The following is an 18,930-nucleotide window of genomic DNA, read 5'->3' as shown; positions in this document are numbered from 1 at the left end:
GTCACCATCTACGTGCTGGTGCAGTTTGCCGAGATCTTCGGCGTCGCCATGATCTATGCCTACCTTCCGCTTGCTCTAGAGCGTGCGGGCGTACCACTCGCCTCCATTGCATCGGTCGCTGGCGCAACGACTGCTGGTATCTTCATCGTCGGGGCACCACAGGTGCCGATCTGGTTGGCCATCGCCGAGTTGCGATCGCGTCGCCTCGTCATCGTGCGCAGTGGACTGATTGCGCTGATCGCACTTATCGCCTTCGCCCTCGCGCAAGAGGCGTGGCAGTTGATCGCCGCAACGCTCGCCCTCGGCTTCTGGCTCGGCAACACCGGCGTCATGCTGGCGACGATTCGTGAGGTTTCGCCAGAGCACGCACGCACCAGGTCGATCGCTCTCTTTAGCGCCGCGGCACCGATGGGCTTCGCACTGGGGCCACTCCTCGCCGGCGCAATGATTGACGGCCTGGGCCTCTCGCTTGCGGCACCGATCATGGTCGCGGCGCTGCTCAACGCTGCACTCATCGTGGCCAACATCGTGGCAATCCCTGACGTACGACCGCACCACCCGCCGACGGGAGGCGTGCTCGAGGTGGCCCGCCGTGGCCTTAGCGAGGTCTTCGCCGACCGCAGCATTCGTGCGGGGTATCTGGTGCTTGGCCTGGCTATCGCCGGGGAGCGCATGCTCCGCCCCGTCTTCCCGCTGCGCATCGCCGAGGTGGTGATCGGCCCCTCGATTACGGGAATAGCCGAACCGCTCGCCGCCCCTGGCGTGGCGGGCGCCGTTGGCCTACTGACAGGACTCTCGGCGCTGGGGGGCGCCCTCGTTGCGCCGCTCCTCGCTACACGCCTGGTGCCGCGCATCGGCATCCCGCGAGTGATGGCGCTCAGCTTCGCCGCCGCGGCGGTTGCCGCTGGCACAATGATCGTTGTCTCAACGGCGTTCGGCCTTGCCCTCTCGAATACGCTCCTCGCTGCGGCATCGGCGCTCCTGCAGGCGATGGTCTTCACCTGGTTGGCGAACTCGGTCACCGAGCACCGCCGCACCGCCGCGCTCAGCCTCTCGCTCTTCCCCCTGTACGCCGGTGCCGTCGTTGGGCCACTGATCTCCTCAGCCGCCGCGCTCATCGGCACACCACGGCCGGGTGATGCGCTTGCACTCACCCCCATCTTTCTTGGGTCGGTGCTGCTTCTCGCGCTCGGGATCGTCGCCGTGCGCCGCCTCCCCGCGGGAGACCACAACGCACGCTAGTCTGCGTACATGAAGCAGGTAGAGAGCGTTCTTGGCCCCATCAGCTCCGCAGACATGGGTCTGACGTTGACTCACGAACACCTCTTGAACGATGTCCTCTCCTGGTGGCATCCGCCACTCGACGATTCGCCGCGATCGCGCGAACTGGTTGACGAGAAGGTTTCCATCAGCAACATCTGGGAGCTCAAGCACGACCCGTTCATCAATAAAGACAACTGCAGCATGCAAGACATTGAATTGGCCATCAAGGAGGTGCAGCGATTTGTGGATCAGGGCGGCAAGACGATCATCGAGACGAGCGCCGACGGCAACGGCCGTAGCCCTGAAGGGCTTGCCACGATCAGCAAACGAACCGGCCTCAACATCATCATGGGGACGGGCTACTACCTCGATGGATCGCAGCCAGAAGCGAACGACGCCAAGAGTGAACACGACATTGCCAACGAGCTGATTCGCGACATTACCGAAGGGGCACGCGGCACAGGGATCAAGTCGGGGATCATTGGTGAGATTGGCGTCGGCAGTGAGTTCACCGCGCGTGAGCGCAAGTCACTCGCCAGTGCCTGCATCGCCCAGCGCGAGACGCATATCCCAATGCAGGTGCACATGCCCGCCTGGTTCCGCTACGGCGATGAGGTGCTCGATTTCTGCGCAGCCCACGGCGTGCCAATGGAGAGCATCGTGCTCTGCCACTCCAATCCGAGTGGTGACGATCACGAATACCAGACGCGTCTGCTGAAGCGTGGTGCCTATCTGCAGTACGACATGATCGGCATGCAGGTTTTTTATGCTGATCAGCAGGCCTCATGCACCAGCGACGAAGATGATGCCCGCAACATTGCCCGCCTGGTGCGCGATGGATTCGGCGAGAAGGTGCTGATGTCGCAAGACATCTTCTTGAAGTCGCTGCTGCGCTCCTACGGCGGCCCAGGCTACGGGCACATGGTCGAATTCTTCCTGCCACGACTCGCCCGGCACGGCGTGCCACTGGAGCAGGGAGTCGCGATGATGACGGCGAACCCGCGTCAACTCTTCGAATCGGCGAGCTAGCCGTCGTGGTCAAGATCCGAACCGTCACCGGCGAAATTGAGAGCGCCGACATGGGGCTCACCCTCACACACGAGCACCTACTCGGCGACGTGACCTCTTGGTGGCACCCGCCATTCGACGATTCAGCGCGATCGCGCGAACTCGTCGACGAGAAGGTCTCCATCAGCAACATCTGGGAGCTCAAGCACGACCCGTTTATCAATAAGGACAACCTCCTTGTTCAAGACGTTGAGCTTGCCATCAAAGAGGTGCAGCGGTTTGCGGACCAGGGCGGCAAGACGATCATCGAGACGAGTGGCTATAACGACGGTCGTAATCCTGAGGGGCTCGCCACCATCAGCAAACGAACCGGACTCAACATCATCATGGGAACGGGCTACTACCTTGACGGATCACAGTCCGAAGCGAACGACGCCAAGAGCGAACGCGACATTGCCGACGATCTGATTCGTGACATTACGGAGGGTGCGCCTGGCACCAAGGTGAGGTCGGGAATCATTGGTGAGATTGGCGTGGGCAGTGAGTTCACTGCACGAGAGCGAAAGTCACTTGCCGGTTCGTGCATTGCACAGCGCGAGACACACCTACCGATGCAGATCCACATGCCCGCCTGGTTCCGCTACGGCGATGAGGTGCTCGATTTCTGCGCAGCCCACGGCGTGCCGATGGAGAGCATCGTGCTCTGCCACTCCAACCCAAGCGGCGATGATCACGAATATCAGACGCGCCTGCTCAAGCGTGGTGCCTATCTGCAGTACGACATGATCGGCATGCAGGTCTTTTACGCGGATCAGCAGGCCTCATGCACGAGCGACGAAGACGATGCGCGCAACATTGCACGCCTGGTGCGCGATGGATTCAGCGAGAAGGTGCTGATGTCGCAAGACATCGGCTTGAAGACGCTGCTGCGCTCGTACGGCGGTCCAGGCTACGGCCATCTGGTCGAGTTCTTCCTGCCGCGACTCGCCCGGCACGGCGTGCCGCTCGAGCAGGGAATCGCAATGATGACGGCAAACCCGCGCCAACTCTTCGAAGCGGCGAGCTAGCAACGATGGTGAAGATTCGAACCGTCACCGGTGAGATCGAGAGCGCAGAGATGGGGCTCACGCTTACCCACGAGCACCTCTTCAACATTGTGACGCCGTGGTGGCATCCGCCCTACGACGATTCAGCTCGCTCCAAGGAGCTCGTCGACGAGAAGGTCTCCATCACCAACGTGTGGGAGCTCCGACATGACCCGTTCTTGAACAAAGACAATTGCGCCCTTGACGACATTGAGTCGGCCATCGTTGAGGTGAAGCGCTTCGCCGCCCAGGGTGGCCGCACGATCCTTGAGGCCTGCGCCGATAAGGGGAACGGTCGCGACCCCGAGGGGCTGGCACGCATCAGCCGCGAGTCGGGGTTGAACGTGGTGATGGGGAGCGGCATCTTCCTCGACCCCGTTCATGGCCCAGAACACCTCGACGGCAGCGTGCGTGAGATCGCCGATCGCATCGTGCGTGACCTCACCGTCGGCGCACAGGGAACCAACATCCGCGCCGGCTTCATCGGCGAGATCTTCGTTGGCCAGCCGTTCACCAATCGCGAGCGCAACTCGCTCGCCGGTGCCTGTCTGGCGCAGCGCGAGACGGGTGTGCCGATCCAGATCCACATGCCGGGCTGGTATCGCCTCGGCGACGAGGTGCTCGACTTCGTTGCGGCACAGGGCGTACCGATGCAGAGCGTTGTGCTCTGCCACTCCAACCCGAGCGGCGACGATTACGAATACCAGACCCGCCTCCTGAAGCGCGGCATTTACCTGCAGTACGACATGATCGGCATGCAGGTCTTCTACGCCGACCAGCAGGGCGCCTGCACCAGCGACGAAGACGACGCCCGCAACATCGCGCGTCTCGTCAAGGCTGGCTTCAGTGATCACGTGCTGATGTCGCAGGACATCTTCATGAAGATCCTGCTGCGCGCCAAGGGCGGTCCAGGCTACGGACACATCGTGGAGTTCTTCTTGCCGCGGCTAGCACGTCACGGCGTGTCGCTCAAGCAGGGAATCGCGATGATGACGGATAATCCGCGTCGGCTATTTGAAGAGGCGCGTTAGCGCCAGAAGGGGGAGCTCATGGGAAAGCGCGTTCTGCTCGTTGGGGAGTCGTGGGTATCTGAGGCGACGCACTACAAGGGGTTCGACTCCTTCACCAGTGTCACCTTCCACTCCGGTGCCGATTGGTACAACGGCGCCCTCCGCTCCAAGGGCCACGAGGTTGAGCAGATGTACGCGCACGATGTGCCGGCAAAGTTCCCGCACACCGCAGCAGAGCTGAGCAAGTACGACGTGATCGTGCTCTCCGACATCGGCACCAACTCGTTTCTTCTTCCCATTGAAACGTGGCTGCATGGGAAGTCGACGCCGAATCGCTTGAAGCTCCTCGCCGAGTGGGTCGAAAGCGGCGGTGCGCTAATCATGGCTGGCGGCTATCTCAGCTTCCAAGGCTTTGAGGCGAAGGCGCGCTTCGCTGGCAGCGCTGTCGAGCGCGTGCTTCCAGTGACCTGCCTCACCCACGATGATCGCGTTGAGGCACCAGAGGGTGCGCAGCCCGTGATCGTTGATGCGAACCATCCAGTGCTCGCTGGTGTTCCTGCCGGCATGCCAGTACTGCTCGGCTACAACAAGGTGGTGCTGAAGCCTGGCGCAACACTCGTTGCATCCGTCGGTGGTGATCCACTCATCGCAACCGCACAGGTTGGCAAGGGCCGATCACTCGTCTGGACCTCGGACATCGGACCGCACTGGTGCCCAGAACCGTTCGTGCAGTGGAACGGCTTTGCGCCACTGATGTCGAACATGATCGATTGGGTCACCGGCAAGTGAGTTTTGCCGAACGAGTTGCGGCCTATCAGGCTGCAACGAAAGCGTTTGAAGATCAGGTCGCTGCACTCGATCACCTGAAGCTCGACGTCAAGCACCCGGAGGGTTGGTCGCCGCGGCAGGTGATCCACCACCTGGCCGACAGCGAGGCGCAGTCGTATGCGCGACTGCGGCGCCTGGTTGCCGAACCGCCTGGCTCCCTTATTCAGGGATACGACGAGGGTGCCTGGGCGGCGAGCCCAGCGCTCGGCTATGAGACCGGCCCCATTGAGACGTCACTCGCGGTCTTCTCGGCGGTGCGAGCTGGCACGTTCAACGTGCTCCAGCACCTCACGGAGGCAGACCTTGCCCGCTATGCGGAGCACAGCGAGCGTGGTCGGTTTACGCTCGACGACCTGCTGCGGATCTACTCCAAGCACCCGCTCGACCACGGCGAGCAGCTCGCCAAGGCCCTCCGCGGGGAGCTCTAGGCGGGGAACCGATCTCGCCCACCGAGCGTTAAGGTGGCGAAGGGTCCTTTGGGCCCGTAACCGTAGGAGGCAGCTGTGACCCGGGTATTCACCACCGTTCTTATGATTGGACTACTGATTGCGCCAAGCGTGCGCCCCGTGGCCGCGGCCGATGAGGTCACCCCGGTACCCGCCTCTTCAGGCGTGGAGTGCCCACCCGTCAACGTCGTTGACGGCGTCCATGTCATCCCTGAGGGGGCTCCCGCCGAGTGCGTCTATATCCAGACGGTCGACGCAGAAGACCCATGTGCACCTGACGCCACCGGTGCGGTGCCAGTGATGTGCCAGTCAGGCCTCCCTGTGGATCCTCCTGTTGGCGGTGACGCCTGCTGGATGACATCCGATGGCAGCACGAACTGCCCGCGAACCGGCGGTGAGATCGTCCCATCGTTTGGTCGCCAGTTCGCCATCCTCGCGGTATCACTCAGTGGCGTTCGCTACGAAGTGATCGCTGGCCAGATGTATTTCGGTGACGACGGCAGCTTCAGCGCAACGGTCGGATGCAACCAGATCGGTGGCAGCGTGACCGCCAACACCGACGGCACGTTCACCGTGACCGATCTCCTCTCCACGAAGATGTACTGCGAGGAGTTGAACGCGGCAGAGACAGCGTTCAGCGAAATCCTGCTCGGTGGCGCGCTGACCTTTAGCCAAACTGAGGCGGGTCTTGTTGCCCAAAACAGCGTTGGCACACTCGAGCTCGCTGAGGCGATGTATGACGTCATGCCGCTCAACGGCAACGGTGCAGAGTACGCAAACATTGGCGGAGTGGGCGGGACAAGTGACCTAAGCGCCCTGCTCATCGCGATCGCACTGCTCGGTGTTCCAGCACTCGTCGGCGCAGCCGGCCTGAGCGCGGGGCTCTTGCGCCAAGACTAATTGACTGACACACCCGCCGGCGTGCCGATTGGCGCGCTAGGCGGGGAGGTGTCGCTCCGCGTGGCCGATGTACTTGGCGTCTGGGCGAATCAGCTTGTCGACGCCAGCCTGCTCGATTGAATGCGCTGACCAACCGGCGATGCGCGCCAGCGCGAACGTTGCTGGGAAGAGATCAGGCACAAGGCCAACACCCTGCAGCACTGCGGCCGCGTAGAACTCAACGTTGGTCTTCATCGCACGGCCCGGCTTCATCTCCTCAAACACCTTGAGGATCTGCTCCTCGGCGCCGATTGCGAGCTCAAGCCACGCGGGTCGCGTTGGCATCGCCTCGGCAACCTTGCGCAGCGCAGCAGCACGCGGGTCGTACGCGCGGTAGACGCGGTGGCCGAATCCCATGATCAGTTCCTTGCGCGAGAGCTTGCCGCGCGCCCAGTCTTCAGCGCGATCAATGGAGCCGATCTCACCGAGCTGACCGATCACCTCGGCGGGTGCACCGCCGTGGAGTGGCCCCTTCATGGCGCCAACGGCGCCGCAGATTGCCGAGGCAATGTCTGATCGCGTGGCAATGATCACGCGCGCCGTGAAGGTGCTGGCGTTCAGACCGTGCTCCGCGCCCACCATCAAGTAGGCGTCAAGCGCGCGGGCGGTTGCCGGATCAGGCTCCTTGTCGTGAAGCTGCTGCAAGAAGGCCGCCGCGATACCAAGACCAGGCTGCGGATCTACGGGCTCAAGTCCCTGTCGCAGTCGCGCGAATGCGGCGAGTGCCGATGGGGCAAATGCGGCAATGTGCTTCGCCTCGTCGGCGGTTGGCGGCCAGCCGAGTCGCTCACCAGCGCCCCAGACCGAGATGGCGGTGCGCAGTGCATCCATTGGATGGGCGTGGGCTGGGAGCAGTCGCAGTGCGGCGAGAACGGCTGGAGGAACCTTCTCGGGAGCAAGCTGTGCGTTTGGGTGCCACTCGCCAGTGAGCAGGAGATCGAGGACGTTGGCGTAGTTCCCCTTAGTGACGACCTCTTCAATGGGGTAGCCGCGATAGAGGAGCCGGCCTGCGGCACCGTCGACGTAGCCGACCGCAGTCTCAGCGCCGACAACACCGGCGAGGCCAGGGCTGAATGGCTTCTCGGCGACCTTCTCGTCACTCATCGTCGCGGTCGCCGATCAACGAATTCGAGCGCCAGGCGCAAGATCACCGATCCGAGCAGCGCCACGAAGACCGATCCAGTGAATCCGCCTGGGTCGCCGTAGCCCGCACCCTTGGCGAGGGTGCCGCCCACGATGCCGCCGAGAATGCCAACCAGAATGTTGGGGAGGCAGCCCCTCGCGGCACGGCCGCCAACGAGTATTGAGGAGAGGCCGCCGGCCAGAAGGCCGACGAACATCCAGCCGATCGGATCAAGGTCAAAGAAGCTCATCGGCGCGATCGTACGCCCGCGGGCAGAAACGCGCCGCTCGCGTCGCGCGGGTAGACTCGCAACATGTCTGAAGGAGCCCTCTCCGCACGAATCAGCGATGCGCCAACCGACCCGATCTTCGGGATCGTTGAGCTTCACCGTGCCGACGCACGTCCACACAAGATCAACCTTGCCGCCGGTGTCTATATGGATGAACAGGGGGTCACTCCGATCCTGCCGAGCGTCCGTGCAGCAGAGGAGCGCATCCTCGCCTCCACCACCTCGAAGCTCTACATGCCGATCAGTGGTGATCCTGCCTATTTGGCGGCGGCCAAATCACTCCTCTTCCGCACCGTTGGCGGGGCATGGGGAGAGATAGAGCCCGCCGCAGCCGAACGCGTACAGATGATCCATACGCCTGGCGGCACGGGTGCAGTGCGCCTTGCTGTTGACCTCGTTTCGCGACTCCGACCCGGCGCGGAGATTTGGGTGGGCGAACCAACCTGGCCAAACCACACGCAGATCATTGAGTCGTCGCGCATCACGGCGCGCCGCCACGACTGGATCACCGACGATGCGCGATCACTTAACACCGGCGCGCTCTTTGATGCGATCGCCGCGGCAAAGGGTGGCGACGCGATGATCTTGCACGGCGCCTGCCACAACCCAACGGGAATTGATCCAACACCCGAGCAGTGGAACGAGATCGCACAACTGATTGCCCATCGCGGCATCCTGCCGATCCTCGACTTCGCGTATCAGGGATTCGGCGAAGGGCTCATTGAAGATGCCGCATCACTGCGCGCCTTCCTGGCGACGGGGTGCGAGGTGCTCGTCGCCAGCAGCTCCTCAAAGAACTTCGCCCTCTATAACGAGCGCGTCGGCAGCCTTGCGATTATTGGAGCCGATGGGGCAGCAGCCTCGTCCATCGCGTCACATGCGCGCATGGCGGTGCGCACGATGTGGTCAAACCCACCGGCGCACGGCGGCGCGATCGTGGCCACCATCCTTGGCGATGCAGCGCTCCGCGCACAGTGGGAGGGCGAGGTGAGCGCCATGCGTACTCGCATTCAGGGCAGCCGCACCGCCTTCGCCGCTGCGCTCACCGCCGCTGGCGCAGGCGACTTCTCGTACCTGCTCGACCATCACGGCATGTTCTCGCTCCTTGGCCTCACCGACGACCAGCTGAAGCGCCTCCGCGACGAGCACGCGGTCTACCTCGTCGCCCGTGGTCGTATCAACATGGCCGGACTCTCCGCGACGAAGATCCCTGTCGTGGCCAAGGCGGTTGCCGCCGTCATCGACTAGGTACTTGCAGCCGTACCCGAAGCTCGCCTCTCGGTGTCGACCGCAACCCTATTGCAACTCGTTCAGTCTGGGGCGTAGGATGCCCTCATGGTCAACCGCCAGCGCCGACTAACCTCGCTCAGCCTCTCTCTCGCCCTGCTCGTCACCCTGTTTGTAGGCGTGCCAGCGCAGCGCGTCGCGGCGGCGGTTGGAGATCCGATCTATCGCATCGCGGTGATCGCTGAGGGTGAGGTTGACGGGTCGTACACCGTTCCGAGCGGTAATCCAGACTCCTTCCCGCTCGATGACATCGCCTCTGAATTTGGTCTCCCTGTCGCACTTCTGCTGCAGGTCAACGCTGGCTCCGGTTGGGGCGACTGCAATAGCGACGGCGACATAACTGACACAGGGGACTACGACTGGCCAACCGTCACTGAGGCGCGCAACGGCAGCGCGACAAACTTCGCCCTTTGTGGTGATGAGGTAATCCAGTTCCCGGTGTTCATAGAGGGGGCCACGATCAGTGTGGTGGCAGGGGCTGGCTCCGGCGCCCCAGTGAATGCCTGGAGCGGCACGTCAATGACCTCGTCAATTACTGGGGCCTCCGGCACCTTTAATTGGGATCGCACCGACTACTTCGGCAACATTGCAGACCCAGACTCTGATGCCACCCCGTTTGAGGCCGATGAGATGGTGGGGACGAAGGTTGTTGTGTCGGCATCGGGCTATGGCGTCGCCGCGATGAATCTTGAGTTGATTGCTTGGAACGAGTCAGCTAACTACTACACCATCGTGTCGCTGAAATCGAATGGTCGACCGATGGAGGTGGTCAACGCGTTCGGCGGCCAGACGACAAACGTTGTTGCTGACGGCGCACCCTGCACCTTCTACACAACCACCTCCACCTCGCCCTCTCTCTGGCGTTCATTTGACTGCGGTGGCACCTGGTCACCAGTCGTCCTCTCCTCTGATGAGCGCGCAGAGACCACGGGCAACGACGGCGTTGAGGGTATGGACAAGAACTCCATCGTCTCCGGCATCACCACGTCGGGTTGGCCAGGCGAGGTTGCCGTCATCATGCAGGGCAAGCTCTGGTTCAGCCGAGACTTTGGCACTTCGTGGAATAGCTTCGACTTGAAGTCCTACACGGGGACGAGCGCCACCGGCACGACCTTAAGCGGCTCCTATACGCCGTACTGGGCGCACGCCTACGACGAAACGAACAACGTCCACTCCAGCTACCTCTTCTTGGTAAGTGGCATGATTGGCGGCCCAACTGGCCCACTGCAAGCCCTTGGCGTCTACGCAACGGTGATGCCTACCAGTGATGAGTACTCCATCGTCGATGACAACATCACTGGCGTCGACAACCCGTGTGATGGGAACGCCGCCGATTGTGTCCTCAACGAGATCAAGCCAGGCCAATTCTTTGAACTGACTGCGGCAATGAAATCTAATCTTGCTGGAGCGCCAGGTGGAACGGCAAGGGGAACCTGGACCGGCTGGCTCTTTGCCGCAAAGCCTGGCGTTAGCAATGTGTACGTCGCGACACAGCAGGGAGCCACAGGCGGCGTAGTCATCGCTGAACTCCCTCGGGCAGTGCCCTCAGGCACTCAGAAGTTGTACACCTCTAGTGACCTCCTGTCCGCGCTCGCCCTCAGCGCCAACTTCACCGCGTATGACAGTGATGCGGAAGCAGAAGCTCGGGCAGCGGCAACACTCTTTGAGGTGAAGAGCCCATACCAAGATGAAGATCTTGATGGCTGCGCCGACGTAGAAGGCTGCGCCTTGAGCCGCGACACCACCGTGAGCGGAGGACAGGCTGCACAAGATCTCATGGTGTTTGGTGGACCTTCCGGCTGGTTGGCAGAAGACATCAACAACGACAGCACCGAAGACAACAGCACGCTCACGACTGACTACGAGGGGCCGCGCTCTGTTGTGATTTGGGATCGCTCATTGAGTGGTTCAAATAGCACGGCAACGGTACGCATTGCTACCTGGGTGACCAATGATCGAGCCATTACCGCCCTCGGCACGTACGACGACACTGACCACTGGGAAACGGCTGCAACATGGCTCGACGCCGATGCAGATTCGGGCGATGACCACGTGATCCAGAACAACCTCTACTCGCGCGGCGGCAACTCCCTCGTTGACGATGGTTGCAACGAGGACAGCCTTGACGGTGTAGCGCCAGTTAAGGACGGCGCTATTGGCGCGGCGTCTGGTGGTGGCGACGCAGAGTGCGCGCCTAACCCAAATCGCCGCACGATGGCGACGTGTGGTGAGAACACCACCCCAGCCGTAGGCTCTCTTGCCCCGATGCTCGGCTTCCAGGACAGCGACGGCTACGGCGCAACCTCAGGGGAGTACTACGGCACTGTCGCGATGATCCGCAGTTGCATCATCGTCCATGGAATTAACGTGAAGGTAACGAGTGATATCGGCAGCGCGATTGGCGCCGGCTATGGCGATGTCATTGTGATGGACGCCCCAGGCGCCAACAACAACACTGGCTCCGCGTTCGACAGCGCCTTCAACTTCAAGACGGGCGTCTCCGGCAGCTCCGTCGTGATCTCGGGTGACGGTGCCCGTGGCCTCGTGAAGGCGGCTGTGTGGAGCCGCGCAGCGGCTGATGGCAACGTCAAGTTCTTGGGCTCCGCCACGGCGAACTACGTGCCGCTCTTCCCGCAGGCATCGCATAGCGCCTGGAACTTCATCGCCAACCGAGCGGACGCAGGAACGCAATCAAGTGCCGGTGGATTTGCGGTCACTGGGCTCGCAGCCCCAGTCGTTCGCGACACCGCCTTCAACCCATCTGACCCAAATGGCGTGGTCGCGACCTTCTCGTTCACGGGTGGTGGCCGCTCGGTTATCAGCTATGACGGTGGCCAGAGCTACTACACCTTCGCCGGCGGCGGCTCCAACACGATCGCCTGGTGGAAGGGTGGCAACGAAGGGTCGGGTGCCAGCGAGCAGGGGACCAACTGGATCCTTAGCGGATCGCTCACGGGCGGCGGCTTTGCGGTCGCCCACTTCACCGACGGTGAATGGCTCACAGCGCGAGACATTGCGAATGGGGTGCTTGGTGACGGCAACGGCGATCTCTCAGATGGTGTCTCTGGCTGCACGGTAGGGGTGGCTGACAACTGCACCACGGTCGACTTTGATGCGCCGGTAGAAAAGATGAGTGGTTCGGCGCTTGTTGCGGGTGCGATCCGCGAGGAGCGCGCCAACCCAGGTAACCCGGGCGAAAAAACTATGGGCTGCAGTATCGCCACCAACACCGGGATCCAAGGTGACCAGTTTGACGGGGCCTACTTTGGCCTCTCTGGTAGTGCCGACACCGTGTCAATCACAGGGATCCAAGGTGCAGACGCAGCCCTGGTGATCCTCGGCGCTGGACCATCAAGCCAGGCCAACTCCAACGACCAGTATGTTGCGGTGCTCGTGAAATTCAAGGCTGATGGCGACGACGAAAAGGTCGGCGATCAACCGTGCATCGACGACCTCTATTACATGAACGGCACAACCTTTACCCGCCACCCGGGTACGGCTCTCTCATCAGGCAACACGGCAGTTCAGCTTTCTGGTCGCATCGGCGGCGTGAGCTATTGCGCGAATGATGCCACTGGCGTCGACGCCAGCGGTATCGTTCTGGGGAACTCGCTCGGTGTTGGCATCGCTGATGCGGTCGAAGACCTGGCACTGCTCGCCGTCTCCGACGAGAGCTCCGCGGGTGGCTACGACGACGGGAAGCTGCTGAAGATCAAGGGCATCTACGCCTTCTTGGATGATAAAGATGACGTAACGCCTGCCGAGATCGTGGTGAGTAGCCCAGCGGTAACGACGAGTGGTTACAAGGGTGGCGACTATCGCGACCTCAAGATGGATTGCGACACCGGCCTGGTCTTTGCCATCAAGAAAGACGCGGGCACCGGCACCACAGCGTCAACCTCTGCAGCCCTCTACAGCCTCGACGGCGCCACCACCTTCGCCCCGATGGGATTTGCCTCGGCACTTGCGCTAAAGAGCGCAATCAGCTCCGCCGAGACGATTGCCGTAGAGGCTGACCCAACGACGGGCGCTGTCAATGTCGTCGTCGTCGCCAGCGGTGGCAGCGTGGTGTCCGTTGAAATGGATCTAGAAGAGATGATGCCGGCCGCGGCAACCCTTGCAGACCTCAGCGACGAACTTTCGGACGTGCTCACAGCCGTGGCTGATGATCCTTCGGCCGAGGGTGATGTCAGCACAGTGAATGACCCCACATCTGCCGATGGCTTCTACTTCGGCGGTGAGAAGCCGGGTGATATCGACTATCCAGCCTCCGAAGATGAAGCGCCAGACCTCGTCGTTGATGGCACCGACAGCAGCGAGTTTGCACCCGCGGGGTTCGGGATCGCGAGCGCCAGCGATAGCGAGGGTGCGACGCCAATCTTCGGCTCAGGCGGCGGCGCACTCGATGTCACGGCGAAGATGGCGGTCTTTACGTTCGGGACAAGCCTCACCGTGCCGTATAAGTTCGGTCACGCCTCTACTACTGGGATCACGGGGTGGCATCAGCTTCCAGCGTCAGCGACAGAATCGGGCGCCACCCAAACGTATGCCGTCACTTCAGCCTCCTCTGCCTATTGCGAGGTGAAGTCGAGCGGCGGCCGCGCCTATCTGCACATTAAGAAGCCGGGCACCTGCAAAGTGGGCATCACCGCCGTGGCGGCTGCTCCATACCTGCCTGGTGTCAACTACTACGTGTACACCCTGAGCAAGGGAACACTCGGTGCACCATCGATTGTGCCGACCTCGCCCGTATCGCTAGCCAAGGTGATCCAGACACTTGGCCTCTACGCCGACGATGCGAACACGGTCGGGTATCAAACGTCGACGAGCGTCATGCCAAAGATCACTTGGTCAGAGATCACCACTGGCGTGACCGCGTCGAAGAACGCCTGTGTCTTGGCTGCGAACAAGCTCACGCTTGCCCCGGTTGCGGCAGACGCAGGCAAGACATGCAAGATCAAGGGAACCGCGGCAACCAGCACGAACTGGGGAGCGTGGACAACTACCTACACGATCACCTTCCCCTGAGAGCCGCCTAGACTGGGTGGCGTGGATACGCCGAACACCTCAACCAGGCTGCTAGCCCCGCGCCTCGTTGGGCGCGTGTGGGGCGGCGATCGCCTTCGCGCACTCGCCCCCGACGCGGCGCCGAGTGGCCCAATTGGCGAAGCCTGGTTCGGTGATGCCGACGAACAGCCGGGCGGCGTGCTGGTGAAGTTGCTCGATGTGCAAGACCGACTCTCGGTGCAGGTGCACCCCGACGACGACCTGGCCAAAGTGATGCACGGTGCAGATGCGATCGGCAAGCACGAGGCGTGGGTTGTTCTCGAAGCTGCGCCTGGCGCCGAGTTGCTCCTCGGGCGCTCTCCATCAGCCACCGGCGCCGACATCACGAGCGCGCTCGCCTCTGGCGCCGACATCACCCCACTGCTGGCGCGGCACGCTGCGCGTCGCGGCGATGTGTTCGATGTGCCGACCGGCTGCCTCCATGCGCTGATGCCTGGCCTCTTCATCTGGGAGGTGCAGCAGCGCTCCGACCGAACCTATCGCGTCGCCGACTGGGGGCGCAACGATCCGTCGCGACCGCTCCACGCCACGGAGGCGATCCGCGCCACCGATGCGGGGCATCAGGCGATCCGTACCGCCGCCATTAATTGGGGCCGTCCGGGCGAGCAGTCGCTGGTCGCATCACCACACTTCTCTGCCCGCGCCGTTGTGGGTCCATGGACGGGGAGCATTGCGGTGGGGCCGCACGGCGCCACCGCCACAGCAGCCGGCGCAATAGTTGCGGGCGGATTGCGGCTGGGGCCCCTGTCCACCGCGCACCTCGCTGCGGGCGAGATCGCCCTGGAGGTTTCCGCAGGGGCGACCCTCCTCATCGCTGAAGGGCGCTAGCCAAAAGATTCGGATTCCTTAACCTTCACCCTCCTGAGCACGGCGCCGCACACAGCGCCGCACAGAAAAGGTTGCGCACAGGCGCGTGCTCGTTCATGATTACCGTCCTCGACTGCATCGGACGCAGCCGCACTGTCACATCTGCTTCGGTAGATGAGGCGTGATCACGTAGTCCGAAACAGAGGCGAGCCCGGCCGGAACGGTTGGGAATAGTAGATAGGAGGACCTCATGAAGGTCTTTAACAAGAAGGGCCTTAGCGCCCTTGCAGCAGTTGCGATTCTCGCAGCTGCATGCGGTGGCTCGACGGCGAGCACCGCGGGCAAGACGTTGACGGTCGGGATTAGCTTCCCACTCAACGGCTCAAGCCTTGCTGCAGCGGGCCCTGCCCGCGACGGCGCACTCCTTGCGATCAAGGAGGCTTCGATTGAGGGCTACACCCTTAAGGCGAAGGTTCTTGACCACGCCAAGGAAGGCGCACACAACCCAGACCAGGCCGCTGCAGACATGCTGACCTTCGTTGGTCAGGAAGATGTCGTCGCCGTGGTTGGTCCATTCAACTCGGCTTCGGCCCGAGCCCAGATTCCTGTCTCGTCAGAGGCCGGACTTCTTCAGTGCTCGCCGTCGAACACGAACCCAACGCTCACCAAGGGCGCTGACGGCGAGGCCCTTCGTGGCGGCCGTGCAGTGAACTATGTGCGTGTTGCAACAACGGACGACCTTCAGGGGCCAGCCGTTGCCGTGTACGCCAAGAAGAACGGCGCTGCGAAGATCTACATCCTTGACTCCACCGATGCCTACGGCAAGGGTGTAGCGGATGCCTTCGAGGCACAGTTCATCGCTGATGGCGGCACCGTTGTTGGCCGAACCGGCCTCCCAACGGGCACGACTGACTTCTCTGCTGTTGCGACAGCCGCGAAGGCAGCCGGCGCTGACTCGATCTTCTACGGTGGTGTGACGTCAGACGGCGCCCCACTCTTCCGTAACGCGCTTGCCCAGGCGGGCGTCGGCGCGCTGCCGTTCTACGGTGCCGACGGCATCTACGACGGCACGAGCGAGGGTTCGTACATTGCAATCGCCGGTGCAAACGCTGAGAACAGCTACGCATCACAGGCTGCAATCGAGAACATTCCTGGCAAGGCTGACTTCAACGTGAAGTTCAAGGCTGAGTTCGGCAAGGATGCCGAGGGCTACGCCTACGCTGGCTACGCCTGCGCACAGATCATCATCGAGGGGATCGCGGCTGCCGTTGCTGGTGGCGATGTGACCCGCGAGACGGTTCGTGCAGCTGTTGTCGATAAGGGCGCTGCTTTCGAGACGGTTCTCGGAGCGGTTAGCTTCGACGCCGTTGGCGATACGACCCAGCGCATCATCTCCCTCTACAAGGTTGATGGTGGCAAGTGGACGTTCGTTGAGGAGATCAATTACGGGAACTAATCCGGTCGCGTAGGGGAACCTGCGCGCCTGATTAAGGCACCGTGAAGGCCCCCGCCGCCCGCAAGGGTGGTGGGGGCTCTTCGTTTCCCTCCCAGGCGGCTCCCCTCTTGCCGAATCGCCCGATGGACGGCACTATCTACGGAATGAGTCTGCAGCCTGGCTGGGTTGCCAGTGAGGGGGATATATGGCCACCGCCAGCGTGACGAGCAGTACTGCAGGGCGTCTCCTCAGCAGCTTGCGCCTCCCGCTCAGCATCCTCGCCTTCCTAGGGCTGGCCCTGGGCGTGCTCGGGATCGACCAGTTCGTGAACGCCATGACGCTCGGTGCGATCTATGCCCTCGTCGCCCTCGGCTACACCATGGTCTACGGAATCATTGAGCTGATCAACTTTGCGCACGGCGATGTGTTCATGGTCGGCTCCTTCGTGGCCATGTTCATCAGCAGTAGCCTCTTGGGCAACGAGGGGGCCATCACGAACGTTCCGATGCTTGCTGCAAGCGTTTTGATCCTCTTTGCGCTCACCATCGCCATCATGGCGATCATCGGTGCCTTGATTGAGCGGCTGGCGTACCGACCACTTCGTCGCGCCCCAAAGCTTGCGCCGCTCATCACCGCCATCGGCGTGAGCTTCATCTTGCAGAACGTCATCCAGTTCTTCTTCGGGCCAACTATCGTGACGGTGCCGCAGCTCGTACCGGTTGAGTGGTCGATCCAGGTCTCAGGCTCTCGCGTCCCTCTCCTGAACCTCTTCGTAATTGCCGCCTCCGTCGCTCTGATGTTCGCCCTGCAGCTCTTCATCTCGCGCACCCGCACGGGCCGCGCCATGCGCACCACCTCCATGGATCGTGACGCCTCGTCGCTCATGGGCGTAGATATCAACCGCACGATCATGATCACCTTCCTCATCGGCTCCGGCCTGGCCGGCGCGGCGGGAGTGGTGCACGGTCTCTACTACGGCAACACCAGCTTCGCTCTCGGATTCCAGTCGGGCCTGAAGGCCTTCACCGCCGCTGTGCTCGGTGGTATCGGCAACACCGCGGGTGCTGCGCTCGGCGGCTTCCTGATCGCCTTTATTGAGGTTGGCGCCTCGGCCTTCGGCTACGGCCGCTGGGGCGGTGCCGTGGTCTTCTCACTCCTCGTGATCTTCTTGGTCTTCCGCCCAACAGGCTTGCTCGGCTCGCACACCGGTGACCGCGCATGAGCCGGATCGGTGACGCCGTGAACGCGCCATTCGCACCGGTGCGAGCGTATTTCCGCAAGCACCGCAGCTTCGGCATCTTTGTTGGCGTGGTGCTGCTGAGCATCGCCCTGCCACTCCTCACACGCGTGCCGCCGTTTGATGGCATCCAGTCGACGAACGCCTGGGTGAACGCCTTCACCACCGCGGCGATCTACGCCATGTTGGCGATGGGGCTCAACGTGGTGATCGGCTTCGCAGGGCTGCTCGACCTTGGGTATGCCGCCTTCTTCGCCCTCGGCGGGTACACCTACGCCCTCGCCGCCTCGCCGTTCTCTGGCATTCACCTTCCGTTCTGGCCGATGCTGCTCGCGGGCGGCATTGTCGGCGCGATCTTCGGCGTGCTGCTCGGCGCGCCAACGCTGCGCCTTCGTGGTGACTACCTTGCGATCGTGACTCTCGGCTTCGGAGAGATCGTGCCGATCACCCTTATGAATGCCGACAAGTTCACCGACGGTGTCAACGGGATCGGTGGCATCGACAAGCCGAGCATCCCAGGAATCTTGCAGTTCACCCTGATCAACCCATGGCCAATGTACGGCCTGGTGATTGTGCTCTTCACCCTGATTATGATCATGATCTACCGCCTTGAAGATTCGCGACTCGGTCGCACATGGGACGCCATTCGCGAAGATGAGCTCGCCGCAGAATCTTCTGGCGTCAATACCGTGATCGCAAAGCTCCAGGCCTTTGCTGTCGGTGCATCGATCGCCGGCATCGTCGGCGTGGTGAACGCCGCGAAGCTCACGATTGTCACGCCCGACCAGTTCCGCTTCGCGGTCTCTATTAGCGCGCTTGCCGCCGTGGTGCTTGGTGGCATGGGGAACACCATCGGCGTTGCTACCGGCGCATTCATCATCTACCTCTTCCAGAGCATCCTGCTGAAGCAGCTCAACACGCTCGTCGAGAATTTCAACATCCCGATCCTCAATCAGGTGGACTTCCTCGAGTTCCAGTACGTGCTCTACGGCATTGTGCTGGTGCTCATGATGCTCAAGCGACCACAGGGGATCTTCCCCGCACGTCGACGCATGCGTGAGTTTGCCCCCCTGAAGATTGGAAAGGGTGGCCTGAAGTGAGCGCAG

At 62.3% G+C, this 18,930-nt stretch carries 15 protein-coding genes; 13 read left to right on the top strand and 2 right to left on the bottom strand.

The features are described 5' to 3' along the window. Positions 1–12 precede the first annotated feature (12 nt). The 7 genes from AC3LB0_RS03705 to AC3LB0_RS03675 all read left to right on the top strand — a co-directional run bounded on the left by AC3LB0_RS03705 (position 13) and on the right by AC3LB0_RS03675 (position 6,540). Complete coding sequence (locus AC3LB0_RS03705; protein WP_488649818.1) at positions 13–1,242, top strand: MFS transporter; 1,230 nt, start codon at positions 13–15, stop codon at positions 1,240–1,242. Between the two features lie 9 nt (positions 1,243–1,251). Beyond that, on the top strand, positions 1,252–2,292 hold the full coding sequence (locus tag AC3LB0_RS03700; RefSeq protein WP_488649817.1) for a phosphotriesterase family protein: 1,041 nt from the start codon (positions 1,252–1,254) through the stop codon (positions 2,290–2,292). A gap of 5 nt (positions 2,293–2,297) precedes the next feature. Beyond that, positions 2,298–3,338, top strand: coding sequence for a phosphotriesterase family protein (locus AC3LB0_RS03695; protein WP_488649816.1), 1,041 nt, complete (start codon positions 2,298–2,300; stop codon positions 3,336–3,338). A 5-nt stretch (positions 3,339–3,343) separates the two neighbouring features. After that, positions 3,344–4,387: a phosphotriesterase family protein gene (locus tag AC3LB0_RS03690; protein WP_488649815.1), complete on the top strand. Its 1,044-nt coding sequence runs from the start codon at positions 3,344–3,346 to the stop codon at positions 4,385–4,387. 18 nt (positions 4,388–4,405) lie between these two features. Further along, the gene (locus AC3LB0_RS03685) at positions 4,406–5,155 is read left to right on the top strand and encodes a glutamine amidotransferase (protein ID WP_488649814.1); all 750 of its coding nucleotides are present in this window, start codon (positions 4,406–4,408) and stop codon (positions 5,153–5,155) included. Beyond that, complete coding sequence (locus AC3LB0_RS03680; RefSeq protein ID WP_488649813.1) at positions 5,152–5,622, top strand: DinB family protein; 471 nt, start codon at positions 5,152–5,154, stop codon at positions 5,620–5,622. The genes AC3LB0_RS03685 and AC3LB0_RS03680 overlap by 4 nt, the downstream gene beginning before the upstream one ends. Before the next feature lie 75 nt (positions 5,623–5,697). Further along, complete coding sequence (locus tag AC3LB0_RS03675; RefSeq protein ID WP_488649812.1) at positions 5,698–6,540, top strand: META domain-containing protein; 843 nt, start codon at positions 5,698–5,700, stop codon at positions 6,538–6,540. A 36-nt stretch (positions 6,541–6,576) separates the two neighbouring features. Here AC3LB0_RS03675 and AC3LB0_RS03670 read toward each other — a convergent pair whose 3' ends face one another. Together AC3LB0_RS03670 and AC3LB0_RS03665 are read right to left on the bottom strand one after the other, a co-directional pair. Continuing rightward, positions 6,577–7,683 (bottom strand): citrate/2-methylcitrate synthase, encoded by a 1,107-nt coding sequence (locus AC3LB0_RS03670; protein WP_488649811.1) that lies wholly within the window; start codon positions 7,681–7,683, stop codon positions 6,577–6,579. Beyond that, on the bottom strand, positions 7,680–7,952 hold the full coding sequence (locus AC3LB0_RS03665; RefSeq protein WP_488649810.1) for a GlsB/YeaQ/YmgE family stress response membrane protein: 273 nt from the start codon (positions 7,950–7,952) through the stop codon (positions 7,680–7,682). Before AC3LB0_RS03665 ends, AC3LB0_RS03670 begins: the two co-directional genes overlap by 4 nt. Before the next feature lie 63 nt (positions 7,953–8,015). Between AC3LB0_RS03665 and AC3LB0_RS03660 the strand changes: the two genes are divergently transcribed. The 6 genes from AC3LB0_RS03660 (at position 8,016) to AC3LB0_RS03635 (ending at position 18,924) form a co-directional block, all read left to right on the top strand. Then, entirely contained in the window at positions 8,016–9,239 is a 1,224-nt protein-coding gene (locus AC3LB0_RS03660) for an amino acid aminotransferase (protein WP_488649809.1), read from the top strand. 87 nt (positions 9,240–9,326) lie between these two features. Then, positions 9,327–14,306: a hypothetical protein gene (locus AC3LB0_RS03655; protein WP_488649808.1), complete on the top strand. Its 4,980-nt coding sequence runs from the start codon at positions 9,327–9,329 to the stop codon at positions 14,304–14,306. 21 nt (positions 14,307–14,327) lie between these two features. Next, entirely contained in the window at positions 14,328–15,173 is an 846-nt protein-coding gene (locus tag AC3LB0_RS03650) for a type I phosphomannose isomerase catalytic subunit (protein WP_488649807.1), read from the top strand. Between the two features lie 229 nt (positions 15,174–15,402). Next, complete coding sequence (locus tag AC3LB0_RS03645) at positions 15,403–16,608, top strand: branched-chain amino acid ABC transporter substrate-binding protein (protein WP_488649806.1); 1,206 nt, start codon at positions 15,403–15,405, stop codon at positions 16,606–16,608. Between the two features lie 184 nt (positions 16,609–16,792). Next, positions 16,793–17,809, top strand: coding sequence for a branched-chain amino acid ABC transporter permease (locus AC3LB0_RS03640; RefSeq protein ID WP_488649805.1), 1,017 nt, complete (start codon positions 16,793–16,795; stop codon positions 17,807–17,809). Continuing rightward, on the top strand, positions 17,806–18,924 hold the full coding sequence (locus AC3LB0_RS03635) for a branched-chain amino acid ABC transporter permease (RefSeq protein WP_488649804.1): 1,119 nt from the start codon (positions 17,806–17,808) through the stop codon (positions 18,922–18,924). Before AC3LB0_RS03640 ends, AC3LB0_RS03635 begins: the two co-directional genes overlap by 4 nt. The last annotated feature ends 6 nt before the right edge of the window (positions 18,925–18,930 follow it).

This window comes from Candidatus Limnocylindrus sp. (genome assembly GCF_040397235.1).
In the GTDB taxonomy this organism is placed as follows: Bacteria; Chloroflexota; Limnocylindria; order Limnocylindrales; family Limnocylindraceae; genus Limnocylindrus.
The sequence above is the reverse complement of the archived record's forward strand: the minus strand, read 5'-3'. Positions and strand labels throughout refer to the sequence as shown.